Raw genomic sequence first — 17548 nt, 5'->3', positions numbered from 1 at the left:
TGCTGTGGCAATCTTTACGGACCCTATCAGGGAGCATGCTGATTTCGGGCCGGGGGATGCCGAGTGGCTGCACCTTCTGGTCGGCGACTGGCAGATGGTGGCGGACCTCGCGTTCGCCGACCTGGCACTGTGGTTTCCGCACCCTGACTTCGGCTACGTGGCGCTGGCCCACGTCCGCCCCTCCACCACGCACACGGTGTTCCACGCCGACTTCGTGGGGGAGGGGATCAGGTCGGACCTGCTGCCGCTGGTCAACAAGGCGTGGGAGAGCCGCACCATCGAGCGCTCCAACGAGACCAACTGGAGCAGCGACATGGCGCTCCGGGTCGAGGCCGTGCCGATGGTCCGCAACGGCCGGACGCTGGCCATCGTCACCACCCACATGGACCTCTCCAGCTCCCGGATGCCGTCGCGGCTGGAACTGACGTACCGGCAGTGCGCCTACGACCTGCTGCGGATGGGGACGCTCGGCCTCTGGCCGGACTTCGCCTCGCCCACAGGGTCGCGCCGCGGCGCACCCCGCGTCGGGGACGGCCTCATCCGGCTCGACGCCGAGGGCATCGTCCAGTACGCCAGCCCCAACGGGGTCTCCGCCTTTCGCCGGCTCGGCGACGGCGAGTCGCTGGAGGGCCGGAGCCTGGCCGAGGTCACCGCAGGGCTGCTGAAGGACCGCCGCATGGTGGACGAAACACTTCCACTGGTTGTCACCGGCCGCATGCCGTGGCGCAGCGAGATCGAGTCCCGCGGGGTCAGCCTGTCCCTGCGCGCCATCCCCCTGCGGGACGAGCAGCAGCGCTTCGGTGCCCTGGTGCTCTGCCGTGACGTGTCCGAGCTGCGCCGGCGGGAGATGGAACTTGTCACCAAGGACGCCACGATCCGCGAGATCCACCACCGGGTGAAGAACAACCTGCAGACCGTGGCCGCCCTTCTCCGGATGCAGTCACGGCGCATGGTCAGCGACGAGGCGAAGCAGGGACTTGAGCAGGCCATGCGGCGCGTCGCCACCATTGCCCTGGTGCATGAGACGCTTTCGCAGGGGCTGACCCAAAGCGTGGATTTCGACGAACTCATCGGCCGCCAGTTCCGGCTCTCCGCGGAGGTCGCCTCCCCGTCGCAGCAGGTGAAGACCGCGCGGTCCGGGCTCTTCGGCGAACTGCCCAGCGACTTCGCCACCCCGCTGGCACTGGTGATCAACGAGCTGGTGACGAACGCCGTCGAGCACGGCCTGGAGGGCCGGACCGGAACCGTCTGGCTCATCGCGGACCGCTCCGAAAGCGAGGACGGCGACGAGCTGCTCACGGTGACAATCGCGGACGACGGGGTCGGTATTCCGGCCACACCGTACGAGGAGGGCCTGGGACTGCAGATCGTGCGGACCCTTGTGACGAGCGAACTGGGCGGCAGTATCCAGTGGAAAGCAAGGGAGGGCGGCGGAACGGCCGTCCAGATTGTCCTGAGCCTGGCCAAGCGGTAGCCCTGCCTACCGCGATGTCCTCCCGGCGGCATTAACGGCAATGGCCGCAGACCAAGGTCTGCGGCCATTTCCGTCCTGCCGCCGGAACGGCGTCAGGAGTGCAGCGTCAGTGCTGTTATGTCAGTGCTGTTATGTCAGGGCTGCGCTATCAGGAGGCGCGGCGGGCGCGGGCTGCGCGGCGCTTCAGGGCGCGGCGTTCGTCCTCGCTCATACCGCCCCAGACGCCGGCGTCCTGCCCGGACTCGAGGGCCCACTGGAGGCAGGTGTCGACAACGGGGCATCGACGGCACACACTCTTGGCTTCCTCGATCTGCAGGAGGGCGGGGCCGGTGTTTCCCACCGGGAAGAAAAGCTCCGGGTCCTTGTCAAGGCACGCTGCGCGGTTACGCCAATCCATGCTGATCAGTTACTCCATTTCCTGGGCACTCGTTAAATGCCTTTGTGAAATTATTCACTAGAGGCTACATAAGAAAGGGGCCCTCTGGGGCCCCCTCGGTCATCTGGATTAAGCGTGTCATGTTAACGCTGTGTAAACAAGGGGTATTTGGCGGCAATCTGCGCTGAGATCGTGAGCGATGCATCACATTGGCTGGCGGAGCACGCACCTTTAGCCGACTATGTCCGGTACTGTGCCAGTGTGTCAAGAGCCCCCGAAAACCCCTCAGAACCTGCCCGCGACCGCGACGGCGAACCCGCGGGTCTTTCCGCGGACGGCGCCGGGTCCGGCTCTCCGGAGCGGCCCGCCGGCATCCTTGTCATAGCGGTCGTTGTGGCGCTGGAAGCGGCAGCGCTGCTGGTGGCGGCCCTCTGGTACGGAACCCAGCTGCTGACCGGCGCCCCGGTGCTCTCCTTCTGGGGTGCGGTGTTCACGCTGGTGCTCCTGCTGGGCTTCTCGGCCTGGCTTTCCGCGGTGGCCATTTTCCTGTTCCGCGGTTACCGGTGGCCGCGTGCGGGTGCGCTGGTGGCACAGCTTTTCACCCTCACCATTGGCTTTCCCACGATGTCCGGCGGATACCCGCTGGCGGGCCTGGCCATGCTGGTCCCGGCGGTTCTCGCCATCATCCTGTTGTTTGACAAGCGCGTCATTGCGTTCGCGTCCCGCGCCGGCGGGGCGCCGCCGGCCCTGTAGCTCAGGCTTCACAGGCCAGCTGCACCACGCGCGTCCGGCCGTCCGCAATGACCACCGCGCGCCCCGGGGGAGGGCTGTGCCCGACGTCGAACCGGACGCCGAACAGTTCTCCGTCCAGCAGGGTCCGCGGCGCGATCAGGATGCCCCGTCCCTGGTTCGCCGCGGTGAGTGCCAGAGGTACGCGTTGGCGGATGCCGGGACTGAAGCCGGCCGTGAAGACCACCCGCCAGCCGAGGCTGTTCAGCGACACCATCCGGCTGCCCGTCTCGGCCGGCTGAAGGTCCAGATCGTCCGCCAGGAGGATGGCCGCCGGATCCAGGGTGCCGGAGAGCGCCGCATCGTGGATCCCGGACCAGTACCGTTCAGCGCCCGTATCCGGGGCCCTCAGCCAGCTCGCTCCCGGGTTGAGGCCGGGCAGGGCCAAGAGCAGCGAACTCTTCCCGGACGCCGCGCCGCCGAGGACGGCGACCGTGCCGCCCCGGGGCAGCCGGATCCCTGCCGGGAGGAGCTCGTCGCCGCCGAGCCCAAGGCGCAGCGTGTTGTTCCGTGGCGTCCCACCCGCACGGGAGCGGACCTCGCTGACCGTCACATGCCCGGGCAGCGGTTCGACGCGGAACGGCCGGTGCGCCAGGGCAACATCATGCACCTGGACCCCGGGGGACACGGGCCCGAAGAGCTGGCCCACGTGACCGGCCGCCGAGGCTGCCGGGGACATCGGTCCAAAAACCGCCACCCGGCCGGCGTCGACAGCTGGCAGCCGCGGCCAGGCAAGCCGCTCTTCCTCGCTCGATCCGGCGGGCAGGAAGATGCGGTTCGGAAGGGCGGCGAAGAACCGCGCGGTCACCAGCTCGCGTCCGCCCGCGGCGACCACTGTGATGCCGGCCCTGGCGCCGTCGCGGACCAGGTCCTGGACTAGGTCCTCAGCCCAGGCCAGCGGCCCGGCACGGAATGCCGACGCCCACGACCCCCAGCCGCACAGGACGAGGACGATCGCCGGAGGGGCAAGCGGGTCCGGGGCGCCCAGCCTGCGGGTCATTTCTTCGGCAAGCCGCTCCAGCACCCGCGCCGCCCGGCGGAGTTCGTGCGGGCCCGCCACAGCCCCGACCCTGGCGGCGGTGGCCGCTGTGCCGAAGAGGCCCGCGGCGTCGAGGACATACACGTGCGACTCGGCCCGGCAGTGAAGAAGCTGCTCCACGACGAGTTTCAGGACGGCGTCGGCGCCGCCCGCGGTTCCGGCCACCACCGCGAGGTGGCCGTCGGAGCCCGGGAGCCAGCCGAACTCGGCAACCCGCTGCTCCTCGGGCACGTCCAGCAGGCCCAGCCTGATCCGGGGGCGGCCCGGCGCCGCCACATCCGGCGCCAACTGATCCGGCGGCACCGGGTTCGAGGGAAAAGGCAGTTGCTGGGGCAGGGGCGCTGCGACGGGACGGCGCGGCGCGCCGCCGCCGGCCAGCGACCAGGCGGAGTTCACTGCCCCGACCAGGCGGGCGAGCCCCGGGTCAGGCTCCGGGGCTGCAGCGGCGGCCTGCCCGGACAAAGTGCCGTCGGGCGGTCGGTTGAAAAATTCCATCGCCGGCATGACGGTGGGGCCACGGACCGGCTCCCGGGTAGGCGCCGTGACGGTGGCGGTCTGGAATTCCTCCGGGGCTTCGTTTCCGCGGACCAGGTAGGCGCGGCCCGGAACCGTGATGGGGATGGTTGCTGCCAGCCGGGAATTGATGACGTCGAGGGAGTCCGGGTCGGACTGGACCCGCAAGGCGATGCGGCTGGTCACGTTGGCGCGGATATCGGCGGAGATGGCCCCCTGCGGGCGCTGGGTCGCCATGACCAGGTGTATCCCGAGGGAACGCCCGATCGCGGCGATCCGCATGAGCTCAGCCAGGGCGGCCGGGGCCTCGTCGACCAGCAGCCTGAACTCATCGATGATCAGGACCAGATGCGGCAGCGGCGGGCCGCCATGATGAAGGGACTCGTAGGCCGTGAGGTCGGCGGCCCGGTGCGCGGCCAGGAGTTCCTCCCGGCGTCGGACTTCGGCTGCCAGGGACACCAGGGCCCGCGAAACCTCGCTGCTCTCAAGGTCCGTCAGGAGCCCGACGCAGTGCGCGAGTCCGGCCAGCGGGCCCAAACCGGAGCCGCCCTTGAAATCGATGAACAGCACGTTGACCCGCGAGGGCGGGTGCGCTGCCGCCAGCGCGGCGGCCAGCGTCCGGAGGAACTCCGATTTGCCGGATCCGGTGGTTCCGGCCACCAGGACATGGGGACCGTCCGCCTGGAGGTCCAGGCACAGGGGACCGGACCTTCCGACGCCGACGACGACCGGCAGGCCGCCGCCCGTTGAGGACTCCGCCCACCGGCGGGCGATGTCCGGCGCGCCCAGCGGAAGAACCGCGCCGAGCGGGCAGGTTCCCGGGATGCCCGCCGCCCGGACCGTGACCGGTGCGCTGCCGCCCAGCCGGCGGCAGTTGCGGTCGAAGACGCCGGCCGGAACGAGGTCGGGAATGAACTCCACCGATTTCCGCGCAGTGCTCAGCCGCCCGGTGCGCTCGCTGAGCACAAGGACGACGTCGGCGGCAGGATCGCCGCCGCAGTCGATCACCTGCCACCCGCCGGCCACGGCCGCTGCGCGCAGGGCGGCCGTCGCGGTGGATCCGGCGATGATCAGCACCCCGCGTTCGTCCTCCCCGCCGGGGCCGCCGGCCAGTGCTTCCAGGGTGGACGACTCCTGCCCGGAGAGCGTTGCCGCCGCCAGGAACCGCGCGGGAAGGAGGGCCGGTGCCGGGCCGTGGATGAGGATTCTGGTCCGCCCTGCCGCGGGGTAGCAGGCCAGCTGCAGCAGGATTGACCTGAGCAGCCCGGACACAGCAGGTTCCGGGCCGCGCAGCGCCGTCACGGCCGTCGCCGGGTCAAGGGTCACCGGCGCCATGCCGAGCGGCGGCGCCCGGAATCCGGGATCGGGCGGGTCCAGCCGGATGTTCGCGCGCTGCGGCGCCTGGCCCAGCCGCAACCAGACAGGCCCCGGAACAGCCGGACCCTGCATCCCACCGGGCCCGGAGAAACAGCACCGCAGGGACAGCTCTCCTGCCGATGGCGCCGCCCGCCGCCGTCGTTCCGCGTCCTGGCGGGCAGCGGCGGCTACGGCGGACCCCAGCTCGCGCCGCTGCCGCCGGCCCGCAGCGACCGGTACCAGCACCGACACCGCCGACACCGCGGTGAACGCCAGGAAGATCCACATCCCCGTTGCCACGGCGAGGCCGGTGCCGAGGGCAAGGGGCAGGACTGCGGCCAGCACCAGGGCCCTCCGGTTGCTGCCGGCCGCAGGGTTGCTGACCGTCAACGGCTCGGAGACGTCGGAACCAGCCGCGGCCGGGACCCCCGGGGCCAGGCTTCCGCCGACGGCCGCGCCGCCGAACACCAGGGACATCGATGAACCGCCGCACCGGAAAAGGGACTCCGTGGAGATAGCCGCCGCATGGACGCGCTTCGCGTCGACGGTGGTCCCGTTCGCACTGCCAAGGTCCAGGAGCGTCACAGCGGAGTCGGAGACCTCCAGTTGCGCATGGTCGCGGGACAGCTCCGCATCCGGAATGGCGACGTCGGTGTTGCTGCGCCCGATCCGGAACCGCCCGCGCCTGAGCGCAACGAGCAGCCCGGCGGCGGGCCCGCTGTGCACCGCGAGGACGAGGGCCGCTGCGTCCCCGGCGGCGGGCCGCGCTGCCCGGTCCTTTTCCCGGTCGCCGCCGCCCACGATGCCGTCCACCAGCACGGCGCCGGGGACCAGCGGCGCCTCGCCGACGGTGAGCGCAGCCACCGGGATCCGGTCCACGGTCAGCTCACCGGTCCCGTACCGCCGGGACAGCGCCCGCTGGAGTTCCGCGCCCGAACAGGGTGCGGGGACGTCGACGGCGAGTTCCAGCGGCCCGGCGGTGAGGTCCGACCCCGGCGCCGCCACCAGGGTGCAGTGCAGCATCATCGACGCGGAATCCTTTCCCGGGCAGTGGTTTGGATCCCACGCTAGACCCCGGCACGGGCGGACTGCGCGGCGGATCCGGGCTATGTGGACGGAGCCTGCCATGGCTGATTACGGCGGGCGCTCGGGTAGGCTAGAGCAGCAGACAATGCGCACCATTGCGCTGCCCGCATTCGAATCAGGAGAGTTTGTGACCGCTGACCTCGTCATCGTAGGGTCGGGCTTCTTCGGCCTGACAATCGCAGAACAGGCCGCCACAGAGCTGGGCTTGAAGGTGGTTGTCATCGACCGCCGCCATCACATCGGCGGCAACGCCTACAGCGAAAAGGAAGAGCAGACCGGCATCGAGGTGCACCGCTACGGCGCCCACCTTTTCCACACCTCCAATGAGCGGGTGTGGGAGTACGTGAACCGGTTCACGACCTTCACCAACTACGTGCACAAGGTGTACGGAGTCCACAAGGGCGAGGTCTACTCCCTGCCGATCAACCTGGCCACCATCAACCAGTTCTTCCGCGCGAACATGACGCCGGGGCAGGCACGGGAGCTGATCCAGGACCAGGCAGGGGAACTGGCGGGCACCGATCCGCAGAACCTTAACGACAAGGGCATCCAGCTCATCGGCCGGCCGCTGTACGAGGCGTTCATCAAGCACTACACCGGCAAGCAGTGGCAGACGGACCCCAAGGACCTGCCCGCGGGGATCATCTCGAGGCTCCCGGTGCGCTACAACTACGACAACCGGTACTTCAACGACACCTACGAGGGCCTGCCGACGAACGGCTACACCGCCTGGATCGAGAAGATGGCGGAGCACCCCAACATCGAAGTCCGGCTCAACACCGACTTCTTCGACGAGTCGCAGGAATACAACAAAAACAACGTGGTGGGCACCGTCCCCGTGGTCTACACCGGGCCCGTCGACCGCTATTTCGACTTTGCCGAGGGCGACCTCTCCTGGCGCACCATCGACTTCGAGGAGGAGGTCCTCGACGTCGGTGATTTCCAGGGCACGTCAGTGGTCAACTACAACGACGACGACGTCGCGTTCACCCGCATCATCGAACCCCGCCATTTCCACCCCGAACGCGACTACCAGACGGAGAAGACCGTCATCATGCGCGAGTTCTCCCGGGCGGCGGAAAAGGGCGATGAGCCCTACTACCCGATCAACACCGCCGCGGACCGTGAGCGCCTGCTCAAGTACCGCGACCTGGCGGCCGCCGAGAAGGACGTCCTCTTCGGCGGACGCCTCGGCACCTACAAGTACCTGGACATGCACATGGCCATCGGCTCAGCCCTGACCATGTTCGAGAACAAGATCCGCCCGCACTTCGAAAGCGGCGCCACACTGGAAAGCGGAGGAGTGGACGCATGAGCGCCGCTGTAGAAACCAAGGACTGGGCCACCATCCAGCGCGTCATCCTGCCGTCGGCAGACCAGCCGGACACGGTCTCGCTGTACGCCGACGCCGGCAGTGCCAGCGGCATCCGGCTGCGCGAGAACGACGAACTGGCCCGCACGCCCAAGCTGCCTGAAGACAAACTGCAGATGTTCAGCTCCGGCAGCCAGCAGGCACACTTCGAGGACCTGCTCACCCGGCATTCCATGCGGGTCCGTTCCGGGGAGCAGATCTCCTTCGGCACCTACTTCAACGCGTTTCCGGCGAGCTACTGGCGGCGCTGGACCTCGGTCCGGGACATCCGGCTGGTGGTCCGGACCACCGGTACCGGCACCGTCACCGTGTACAAGTCGAACGCCCGCGGCTCGGTCCAGCGCGTGGACGGCGTCCACGTCGACGGCGACTCCACGTCCGTCTTCGAGCTGTCCCTGAAGCCGTTCGGCGACGGCGGCTGGTACTGGTTCGATCTCGCTGCCAGCGCCGATGGGCTCGTGCTCGAGAGCGGCCAGTGGGAGACGGCGGCCACTGACGGCCCCAAGGGCCAGGTCACCCTCGAAATCACCACCATGAACAAGCCGGATTTCTGCCTGAACAACGCCCGCATCCTGTCGGAGAACCCTGACGTGCTGGAGAACGTCAAGGAAATCCTGATCGTGGACCAGGGCACGCAGAAAGTAGAGGACGAGCCCGGCTTCGCCGCCGTTCGGGATGCCCTCGGCGGCAAGCTGCGGATCATCAACCAGGCAAACCTGGGCGGATCCGGCGGGTTCGCCCGCGGCATGTACGAGGCTGTCGAGAACGGCAGTGACTACGCCCTGCTGCTCGACGACGACATCGTCGTCGAACCCGAAAGCATCGTCCGCCTGGTCACCTTCGCCGACCACTGCCGCAAGCCGACCATTGTCGGCGGCCACATGTTCGACCTCTACAACCGCAGCGTGCTGCACACCTTCGGCGAAGTGGTGGACCCCTTCCGGATCGTACCGGCACTGCCGCACGCAGACATGGAAACCCGGCACGACTTCAGCGTCGCGAACCTGCGCCAGACCCCCTGGCTGCACCGCCGGGTGGACGTGGACTACAACGGCTGGTGGATGTGCCTCATCCCCACCGCCGTCATCAAAGAAATCGGGCTGTCGCTGCCGCTGTTCATTAAGTGGGACGACGCCGAGTACGGGCTGCGCGCCCGGGAGGCCGGGTTTGCCACGGTCTCGATGCCCGGCGCCGCCGTCTGGCACGTGTCATGGATCGACAAGGACGACCTTGTCGGCTGGCAGGCCTACTTCCACGCGCGCAACCGGCTGATCACCACCCTGATCCACAGCCCGTACCCCAAGGGCGGGCGCGTGCTGCGCGAATCGTTCCAGTCCGACGTCAAGCACCTCGTGTCGATGCAGTACTTCACCGAACACGGGCACATCGAGGCGCTGCGGGACCTCCTGAAGGGGCCCGGGGACCTGCACGAGGTGCTGGGCACCAAGCTGCCGGAGATCAATGCGCTGAAGTCCCAGTATCCGGACGCCCAGCTGAAGGACGACGTCGACGACTTCCCCGCGCCGAAAATCGGCCGCGGCCCGATGGGCGGGACCGTTGTGGGGCTGCCCAGCAAGAAGCAGCTCATCCCGTGGGGCATCAAAACCGTTGCGCGGCAGCTGATCAAGGCGCCCGGCCCCGAGAGCGCCGAACGGCCCCAGGGCTACCTGGCCCACCGGGACAACCGCTGGTACCGGGTGGCGCACTACGACAGTGTTGTGGTGTCCAACGCCGAAGGTACGGGCGCGTCCTGGTACCAGCGGGACCCGAAGAAGCTGAAAGCGATGCTGACCGAAACGACCCGCCTGCACGCCCAGCTGTTCCGCGAATGGGACAAGCTCGCCCGGCAGTACAGGTCCGCCGTGGCGGAGATCAGCTCCTTCGACGCGTGGAAGAAGACGTTCGAGGCGAACACCAAGGACGGCGACTAGATGGCAGGTCAGGCCGACCAGCTGGTAAAACCCGGAAGCGGGCGGGGCCTCCTCGACGTTTACGGTGACCGTTTCCTCCTGAAACTGCTGGTGCGCAAGGAAATCAAGGTCCGGTACCGGGGCTCGGTCCTGGGGCTTCTGTGGTCGTACGTCAAGCCGCTGGTCCAGTTCCTCATCTACTTTGTGGCGCTGGGCGTTTTCCTCGACCTCCAGCGGGGCACGCCGAACTATGCGATCTACCTTTTTGCCGGGATCGTATTGGTCAACTTCTTCACGGAGTGCCTCTCCAACGCCACACGGTCCATCGTGGACAACCGCGACCTGATCCGGAAGATCTACCTGCCCCGCGAGCTCTTTCCCGTGGCCACGGTGTGGGTATCGGCAGCGCATTTCCTTCCCCAGCTGCTGGTGCTGGTGGGCGCCTGCCTGGTGGTGGGATGGACGCCGACGGTCTTCCAGCTGGCCGCCGCCGTCCTGATCTTCCTGATGGTCGCCGTCCTCGCCACCGGACTGGGCCTGATCTTCGGGGCCGCCAACGTCTACTTCCGCGATTCCGAGAACATCGTGGACATGATCGTGATGGTGGTGACCTGGGCGTCGCCCGTCCTCTACGTCTGGACCATGGTCGAGAACGTGATGGGGTCCTGGTTCTGGGTCTACCAGCTGAACCCCATGACGGTGGCAGTGGAGGTGTTCCACTGGGCCTTCTGGGAGCCGACGCTCACGCCCGAGCAGATGGTCATTGACACCATCCCGCCGGGGCTGCTGTCGCTGTGGCTTCCGATCGCCATGCTGATCTCCCTCGCCCTGCTGTTCCTCGGCCAGCTGACGTTCCGCCGGCTCGCCGTCCATTTCGCCCAGGAGCTCTGACATGACCCCGCACGGCCATGTAGCCATCAGCTGCATCGACCTCCGCAAGCAGTTCGTCCTGCGCCACACCCGTTCCCTCAAAGAGGCCCTGGTGTGGCTGGTCAAGGGACGGAAGGGGGACCTGTCGAAGAAATTCCTGGCCCTCGACGACGTCTCCCTGGAAGTGAAGCAGGGCGAGACGGTGGCGCTCATGGGGCTCAACGGCTCCGGCAAGTCGACGCTCCTGAAGCTCATCTCCGGCGTCCTGCAGCCCGACGGCGGTACGGTGCGGACACGCGGCCGGGTCGCCGGGCTCATCGAGGTCGGCGCAGGCTTCCACCACGACCTCAGCGGCCGGGACAACGTCTACCTCAACGGCGCCATCCTGGGCATGACGGAAAAACAGATCGACGAGAAGTTCGACTCGATCGTGGAGTTCTCCGAAATCGGCGAGTTCATCGACACCGAGGTGAAGTTCTACTCCTCCGGCATGTACCTGCGGCTGGCATTCTCCATCGCGGTGCACACGGACCCAGAGGTCTTCCTGATCGACGAGATCCTTGCCGTGGGCGATGAGCCCTTCCAGCGCAAATGCATCGCAAAAATCAAAGAACTCTCCGAGATGGGGAAGACCCTCTTTGTGGTGAGCCACGACCTGGACCTGGTGGCTACCGTGTGCGAGCGGGGCGTCCTGCTCGAGCACGGCAAGGTGGTCATGGACGGGGAGGTGCACGGGGTCGTGGCGGAGCTCAGGCGGCGTTCAGCGCACGCGGAGTCCGGGGACAGTTTGTGAAACCGCTGCGCACCGGCAGCGACCTCGCCTGGCTGAGTGCGACGGTGGCCGTTGCCTTCCTGGGTTCGCTGATTCCGCTGATCACCAATAACAGGTTCTACTACTACGACGACACCCAGGCCGGGGCCTTCGGCATCTGGTTCGAAATCGGAACCAAGCTCAGCGCGGGGGAGTGGCCGCTGTTCAGTGACAGCGCGTGGGGCGCCGGCAACTATGCCGCCGAGGGCCAGTGGGGCATCTGGAATCCGCTGATTCTCCTCATCGGCTGGCTGGCGAGCCGTTCAGCCAACATCGTGGTTTTCTCGACAATCCTGAAGATCAGCTTCCTCTGCCTGCTGGCGGCCGGCACGTTCCTGCTGGCCAGGAGCTACAAGGCCCGGCCGGAATGGTCCGCCATCGCCGGCGTCGCAGTGACCCTGACCGGATTCACTGTGTACATCGACGCCGCATCCTGGGTCACCGGGCTTATGGTCTTCAGCCTCCTGCCCCTCACCTGGTGGGGGCTGCGCAGGATGGCGTTCCAGGAGCGCAACCCGTTCCCCGCTCTGGCCCCCGCCTACGTGCTGATCACCATCGGCTACGTGCACGGGACGCTGATGCTGGTCATCGTCTTCCTGGGACTGCTGCTGGAGGCCTGGCTGAACGGCCGACGGCGGGCTGCCCTCCGGCTGCTCTTCGCCGGCTTGGTCTGCGGCCTCATCGCGACGGCGGTGTACCTCCCCGGCGTCCTGACGGCACCGGTGACCGCGCGGTCCGGGGGCATCGCGAACAGCGGCTTCCTGACGCCCGACCTGACCGGAATGTACACCGCCTGGGTGCCCGGCAGCCTGCCGCAGGTCACCGGATGGTGGGGCGGTTTCGCCACGGTGCCCCTCCTGTACGTGGCCTGGTTCCTCCCGGTCCTCGCCGTGGTGGACTACGCCCGGGTACGGGCGGCCGGCCGGGACATGACGGCGCTGTGGGTCGTGGGGGCGCTGTCGCTGGCGTTGACCCTCGCACCCAGCGACCTGGGGCCCCTTCGCTTTCCCATCCGCATCATGCCCTACGTCTCCCTGACCGTCCTGCTGGTGCTCGCGGTGATGGTGTCGCGCTTCCGGGTCCCCGCGCTCAGCCGGGGACGGATCGCTGCCACCGCCGCCATTGTGCTCTCCGGGCTGTACCTTGCCTGGAGCCAGTATCCGTCCTTCCGGGTGGCGGCGCTCTTTGGTTTCCTCGCGCTCGGCGGCATTGTCGCACTTCTTATGGTGCTCTATTCCCACCGGCTGCACTCCCGCTTCCGGAGCCCGGCCGCCCTGGCCGGCGGGGTGCTGCTCGTGAGCATGGTGATCGCCGCAGGACAGCATGTGGCCTTCAAGTCCTCGCCGCTGCCCGACTACAGGATGCCTGACAGCCCCGGAGGTTACTCGAGCCAGCTGCCGGAGGCACAGGGCGGGACCTTCATCGTCGGCGATCCCACCACGCTGGGCCCGGAGATCTGGAACGAAACCCTCGCATCGAATGCCTGGTACCTGAACTCCGCTGAAGTCCAGAACCTGTACACGCCGATCATGTTCGCGAAATACGCTGAAGACCTGTGCATCTCAAGCCATGGCTGGACCTGTCCCGCGGCGGCCGGAAAACTCTTCGAGACCGACCCCGCCACCGGCAGGATCCTGGCAGACCTGCTGTCGATCGACACGGTGCAGATCCTGCGCGACCCGGCGGACCCGCAGTCCGCCACGGCCTTCAACGGCCCCCCGCCCGGCGGCTGGCACGAAGCCGGCAGGTCCGCCGACTCGGTGGTCTGGGTCAGGGACCAGCCGCTGCTGAACACGGGCCACGTGGTCTGGACCTCGGAGGGGACAGATGTGTCGGTGGTCTCGGAGAGCAGCCAAGAGGTGGTGCTCCGCGTGGACCGGACCGGCGATGCACCGGCGCAGGCGGTGTTCAGCCGGCTGGCGTGGCCGGGGTACGACGCCGACGGGGCCACCGTCGTGGCCCCGCTGCGTGGCTACCTCCTCCAGATCGAAATCCCGGCGGGATCTGCCGGGACGACGGTCACTGTCCGGTTCGCGCCGCCCGGATGGCCCGCCGTCGTAGGCAGCATCACGCTGGCGGCAGGGGTGACCGTGGCATGGAGCCTCGCGGAACTGCTCCTGCACCGGCGGAGGCGGCCGGGCAGCCCGCAGCCGGCACCGGAAGTCGCCGCAACAGTCTAGGCAACACTCCAGGCGACAGCGGCTCCAGGCGACAGCGCAAAACAGCCCCGGGGCGTATCACATGGTGATACGCCCCGGGGCTGTTGTGGCTGGCGGCCGGAGGGCCGGCCGGCAGGGTGCCGGCGCCGGATGCTAGACGGTGCTCTTCACAGCGTGCTGGTGGCCCATGCGCCGGTTCAGCCGGACGTATGCCAGCCGGCGGGCGTAGGACATGGCGATGGCTTTGGCGTTGCCGACTGCCAGATCGAGCCGGCTCAGGAGCGTGGGATCGTCCGCCCGGAGCTGCTTGTGGAACGCAATGGCCTGGTCGGACTGCTGGCGGGCCAGCCGGACGCTCCACTGGCTGGCGCTGATCCGGAAGGACGCCAGCGTTTTCCGCAGCGCCACGAAGTCGCCGTGTCGGCAGATGCGCACCAGGGTTGCTTCGTCGATGAGGTAGGGATGGGAGTTGTCCCACCACCCGTCCTGGGCGAGCAGTTCACGCTTGAACAGCGAACAGGCGGGCTCGCCGAAGATGTTGGACCCGGCGCGGACGGTGGCCCGGATGGCCTGGCGGCCGGTGACGCGTCCGCTGACGCCCTGCAGCCCGCGGGCCTTGAGGAAGAGCCGGCCGTCCGCGTCGACCAGATCGCGCTGGGAGGAGACCATGACGGCGCCCGGGTTTTCTTCCAGTGCCTTGACCTGCAGTTCCAGCGCGTCCGGCGCAATGAGGTCGTCGCCGCAGACCAGCTTGAGGTATTCGCCGGTGGCCGCCTGGCTGACCCGGTTCCAGTTGGCCTGCGCGCCGCCGCCCGTGGGCGTGGGCGTCAGCACCCGGAGCTTGGGGTTGTCCGCGAAACGGGCGATCGCCTCTGCCGTGCCGTCGATTGAGGAGTGGTCCGCGATCACCACCTCGTAGTCCTCGAACGTCTGGTTCAGCACGGACTGGAGGGTCTCTTCGATGTACTGGACGTTGTTGTAGGCCGGAATGACGATTGAGACTTTGGGACTCATGGGGTGCTTTCCTCGGTGGCTTTCTTGGGGGACGCTTGTTCAGGGCTGCGGCGGAAGGAGAAGTACTTGTGGCCGAAGTAGTTGATGATGACGGTCACGCACGTGATGGCGATCTGGGACGGGATCTGGGGGTACCCGAGGACCTCGTGGGCCACCAGCAGCAGCGCCATGTTCGTGAAGAACATGGTCAGATTGACCAGCGTGAACCTGCCCAGGTCAAGCCAGAAGTGGCCTTTGACCCGAAAGACCAGTTTCCGGTAGACGAAGAACACTGAGATCAGCGAGATAACGAACGCAATGCTCAGCACCACCGGCGACGGCAGGCCGGGGTAGATCCAGGCAACGGCGATGAAAAGTCCCGTGCTGAAGGCGGTGTTGGCGCCGCCGACCAGAACGAACGCGACCCGCTCGTCCTTGATCAGCTTCAGGAGAGGACCCGGGGGGCCGTTGTGGATACCTTTGACAGCCTCCTCGGTCGGTTCTGGCTGCTTCATGGATCCCGCCTGTTCTCTGAAATCTGGGGCCGGTTACCGGCAAACACACACCCTAGACTACCGAAGCGCGGCGGCGCCGTCACAATGCACCTGCCCGGACGGGCGGGGCGGAAGCCGGCGGGACCGCTTCAGAGCTGACCCGAAAGGGCCAGCCGCTGGACCTCCTGGACCGTGTTGTTGATCCCCACCGCGAGGGGGGTGACGGGGTGCGCGTCAAGCTCCGGCCATACGACCGATTTCAGGCGGAGGTCGTGGGCCTGGGCCTTGGCGAACGGGGAGGCACCCAGCACAATCAGCGGCCGGCGCTTGAAGATCGCCCGGCAGGCGCCGATCAGGTTGCCGATCGTGTCGGCCCGCTGGGAGGCAAGAATCTTCACCACGGTCTCTCCCGGGTGGATGTCCGGCAGGACAAGCCGGTCCAGCCCGTCCGCGACCAGCCGGCTTGCGTCGTCCACAAAGAGATAGTCCCGCAGGGTGTCCAGGGACACGTACACAGAGACCGGAGCGCCCGTCAGGTGGGCCTTGGCGAAAACCGAGATCAGCCCCTGGGGCTTCCGCAGGTTCTGGCCCGGGCCGTAGAGGTTGCTGACCCTGCCGATAAAGGCGCGGACGCCGGCGCGGCGGGCGAAGTCGGCCACGGTCGCTTCGGCGCGGAGTTTGGCGAAGCCGTACGGGGCCAGGGGCTGCACCGGGCTGTGCTCGGTGAACGGGGGAGCGCTGGACCCGGCGTAAACCCCGCCGGCGGAGGATGCCAGGAAGAATGCGCCGTTCTGCCCGCCGCCGGTACAGAGAACTTCTTCAAACACGCCAAGGGCCTCGGCAAGCAGGGAGAGTTCCGCCTCCAAGGCCTCCGGGGACGTGCCGGTGACCCCCGCGCCTGCGCACCAGGCGATGGTCCAGGGCCCGGAACCTGCCGCGTCGCGGAGGCATTCGGCGCCGGCCCGGAACGCAGCAAGTGCGGCGTCCGGCTCAGACCACGGGATCCTGCTGGTCAGGACGGTTTCGCCGCGGGACTGGAACTCTCTGACGACGGCTTTGCCGAGCAGGCCGCCGGCACCGATCACCCATACGGGCCTACCCTGCATCGGCCACCGGGCCGGAGGGCAACGTGGCCGGCGCCGCGTGGACCGTCTTGCCGAGCGGGCCCAGGGCCGGGTCGCTCACAATCAGGTACGCGGGCTTCCCCATGGCCATGTTGACGTTGACGCCCACGTATTCCGCAATGACGCCCAGGGCAAACAGGATGGCCCCGGTGCTGACGAGCAGGACCACCATGGTGGACGTCCAGCCCTGCTGCCCGGCGCCGTGGCCGGTCATGTAGGCGATCACGAAATAGATGGCGAGTCCGATTCCGGCCAGGGCGAAGACGGCGCCGATCAGGCTGACCAGCCGCAGGCCCCGGGTCCCGCTGGAGATCACCATGCGCCAGAAATGGGAGAGCAGCGAGCGCAGCCGGTAGCCGGAGCGCCGGTCGCCTTCCTCGCGCAGCATCACGGGGCAGGTGGTCACCTTGTCTGCGATCCAGCCCATGGCGACGTCGAGGTAGACGCCGTGGCCCGCGTAGGCGGCGACTGAGCGGGCGACTTCCCCGGTGACCAGCCGGAAGCTCTGGTAGCTCGTGGCGTCGTCGCTGGAGAGCAGGAACCGGACGGTGCGCTTGGCGCTCTTTGATGCCATGTTCCGGAGGAAGCCGTGCGGGGCGGGGTTGCTGGGCATCGCGTAGGTGACCGAGGCGTTCTCCGCCATGGCCGTGTCGAGCAGGTCCGCGATGGCGGCAGGATCGTGCTGGCCGTCCTCGTCCATGGTGACCACCCAGTCGCCGCCGGCGGAGGCCATGCCGGCAAGGGTCGCGGCGTGCTGGCCGAAGTTCCGGCTCAGCCAGACACCCCGGACAATGTCAATCGACGAGGCAAGGGAGCGGATGACGGCGGCCGAGTTGTCCGGACCGTGATCGAAGACCAGGAGGACTTCGGAGACTACATAATCGTGGCCGCCCTTGGTGGTCGACACTTCGCGGTAGGGGAGGAGTTCGTTGACGACTCCGACCAGAGTTTTCTCGCCTTGGTAAACGGGGATGACCACGGATATGCGGTGGGGCGTCGAGTTGGTCTCTGGTTGAGCGAGTGTCATATCAGGAGATTCTACCGGCTCCTGTCCGCGCCGTTGTCGCAGGTGCTCTCCGCCGGAGCGGCCCGGCGCCTTGCCGCGCGGGGTGTTCCGGGCCCGGGAAAGCACCTCGGGTAATATGAACCTGTCCCTCGCGCGCCGTCCTGCGGTGGACGCAT

13 protein-coding genes are annotated in these 17548 nt (G+C 67.9%); 7 read left to right on the top strand and 6 right to left on the bottom strand.

All coding sequences use genetic code 11. The features are described 5' to 3' along the window. The first annotated feature begins 4 nt into the window (after positions 1 to 4). Positions 5 to 1474, top strand: coding sequence for a sensor histidine kinase (locus ACTWQD_RS04535; protein WP_443195000.1), 1470 nt, complete (start codon positions 5 to 7; stop codon positions 1472 to 1474). Between the two features lie 148 nt (positions 1475 to 1622). Here the strand turns inward: ACTWQD_RS04535 and ACTWQD_RS04530 are convergent, their stop codons facing one another. Further along, a complete protein-coding gene (locus tag ACTWQD_RS04530; RefSeq protein WP_003804966.1) occupies positions 1623 to 1871 on the bottom strand; it encodes a WhiB family transcriptional regulator in 249 nt (82 codons plus the stop codon). A 240-nt stretch (positions 1872 to 2111) separates the two neighbouring features. On the opposite strand from ACTWQD_RS04530, the gene ACTWQD_RS04525 reads away from it, so the two are divergent. Then, positions 2112 to 2603 (top strand): hypothetical protein, encoded by a 492-nt coding sequence (locus ACTWQD_RS04525; RefSeq protein WP_443194999.1) that lies wholly within the window; start codon positions 2112 to 2114, stop codon positions 2601 to 2603. 1 nt (position 2604) lies between these two features. Here the strand turns inward: ACTWQD_RS04525 and ACTWQD_RS04520 are convergent, their stop codons facing one another. Further along, complete coding sequence (locus tag ACTWQD_RS04520) at positions 2605 to 6573, bottom strand: FtsK/SpoIIIE domain-containing protein (protein WP_443194998.1); 3969 nt, start codon at positions 6571 to 6573, stop codon at positions 2605 to 2607. Between the two features lie 187 nt (positions 6574 to 6760). Here ACTWQD_RS04520 and glf point away from each other — a divergent pair, with 187 nt between their 5' ends. The 5 genes from glf to ACTWQD_RS04495 are packed head-to-tail and all read left to right on the top strand — an operon-like array spanning position 6761 to position 13776. Next, the gene (gene glf / locus ACTWQD_RS04515) at positions 6761 to 7948 is read left to right on the top strand and encodes a UDP-galactopyranose mutase (protein WP_443194997.1); all 1188 of its coding nucleotides are present in this window, start codon (positions 6761 to 6763) and stop codon (positions 7946 to 7948) included. Further along, a complete protein-coding gene (locus ACTWQD_RS04510; RefSeq protein WP_443194996.1) occupies positions 7945 to 9936 on the top strand; it encodes a glycosyltransferase in 1992 nt (663 codons plus the stop codon). Before glf ends, ACTWQD_RS04510 begins: the two co-directional genes overlap by 4 nt. Next, positions 9937 to 10806 (top strand): ABC transporter permease, encoded by an 870-nt coding sequence (locus ACTWQD_RS04505; RefSeq protein ID WP_443194995.1) that lies wholly within the window; start codon positions 9937 to 9939, stop codon positions 10804 to 10806. Between the two features lies 1 nt (position 10807). Further along, entirely contained in the window at positions 10808 to 11578 is a 771-nt protein-coding gene (locus tag ACTWQD_RS04500; RefSeq protein WP_443194994.1) for an ABC transporter ATP-binding protein, read from the top strand. Continuing rightward, positions 11575 to 13776: a hypothetical protein gene (locus ACTWQD_RS04495; protein WP_443194993.1), complete on the top strand. Its 2202-nt coding sequence runs from the start codon at positions 11575 to 11577 to the stop codon at positions 13774 to 13776. The genes ACTWQD_RS04500 and ACTWQD_RS04495 overlap by 4 nt, the downstream gene beginning before the upstream one ends. A 132-nt stretch (positions 13777 to 13908) precedes the next feature. Here the strand turns inward: ACTWQD_RS04495 and ACTWQD_RS04490 are convergent, their stop codons facing one another. The 4 genes from ACTWQD_RS04490 to ACTWQD_RS04475 all read right to left on the bottom strand — a co-directional run bounded on the left by ACTWQD_RS04490 (position 13909) and on the right by ACTWQD_RS04475 (position 17393). Continuing rightward, entirely contained in the window at positions 13909 to 14769 is an 861-nt protein-coding gene (locus tag ACTWQD_RS04490) for a glycosyltransferase family 2 protein (RefSeq protein WP_443194992.1), read from the bottom strand. After that, positions 14766 to 15263 carry a GtrA family protein gene (locus ACTWQD_RS04485; protein WP_443194991.1) on the bottom strand — a complete coding sequence of 166 codons (498 nt, stop codon included), beginning with the start codon at positions 15261 to 15263 and terminating at the stop codon, positions 14766 to 14768. Before ACTWQD_RS04485 ends, ACTWQD_RS04490 begins: the two co-directional genes overlap by 4 nt. Before the next feature lie 128 nt (positions 15264 to 15391). Beyond that, entirely contained in the window at positions 15392 to 16327 is a 936-nt protein-coding gene (locus ACTWQD_RS04480) for an NAD-dependent epimerase/dehydratase family protein (protein WP_443194990.1), read from the bottom strand. A gap of 10 nt (positions 16328 to 16337) precedes the next feature. Continuing rightward, positions 16338 to 17393: a glycosyltransferase gene (locus tag ACTWQD_RS04475; RefSeq protein ID WP_443194989.1), complete on the bottom strand. Its 1056-nt coding sequence runs from the start codon at positions 17391 to 17393 to the stop codon at positions 16338 to 16340. Positions 17394 to 17548: the final 155 nt, after the last annotated feature.

Origin of the sequence: Pseudarthrobacter sp. 1C304 (genome assembly GCF_052245515.1) — a bacterium.
Classification (GTDB): domain Bacteria; phylum Actinomycetota; class Actinomycetes; order Actinomycetales; family Micrococcaceae; genus Arthrobacter.
This window is presented reverse-complemented; position numbering and strand designations above follow the sequence as displayed.

What these genes read in the sequence shown, in the direction of transcription:
- ACTWQD_RS04490 (WP_443194992.1), bottom strand. Translation starts at nt 14,769, where the DNA reads ATGAGTCCCAAAGTCTCAATCGTCATTCCGGCCTACAACAACGTCCAG.
- ACTWQD_RS04500 (WP_443194994.1), top strand. Translation starts at nt 10,808, where the DNA reads ATGACCCCGCACGGCCATGTAGCCATCAGCTGCATCGACCTCCGCAAG.
- ACTWQD_RS04530 (WP_003804966.1), bottom strand. Translation starts at nt 1,871, where the DNA reads ATGGATTGGCGTAACCGCGCAGCGTGCCTTGACAAGGACCCGGAGCTT.
- ACTWQD_RS04485 (WP_443194991.1), bottom strand. Translation starts at nt 15,263, where the DNA reads ATGAAGCAGCCAGAACCGACCGAGGAGGCTGTCAAAGGTATCCACAAC.
- ACTWQD_RS04510 (WP_443194996.1), top strand. Translation starts at nt 7,945, where the DNA reads ATGAGCGCCGCTGTAGAAACCAAGGACTGGGCCACCATCCAGCGCGTC.
- ACTWQD_RS04505 (WP_443194995.1), top strand. Translation starts at nt 9,937, where the DNA reads ATGGCAGGTCAGGCCGACCAGCTGGTAAAACCCGGAAGCGGGCGGGGC.
- ACTWQD_RS04520 (WP_443194998.1), bottom strand. Translation starts at nt 6,573, where the DNA reads ATGATGCTGCACTGCACCCTGGTGGCGGCGCCGGGGTCGGACCTCACC.
- ACTWQD_RS04475 (WP_443194989.1), bottom strand. Translation starts at nt 17,393, where the DNA reads ATGACACTCGCTCAACCAGAGACCAACTCGACGCCCCACCGCATATCC.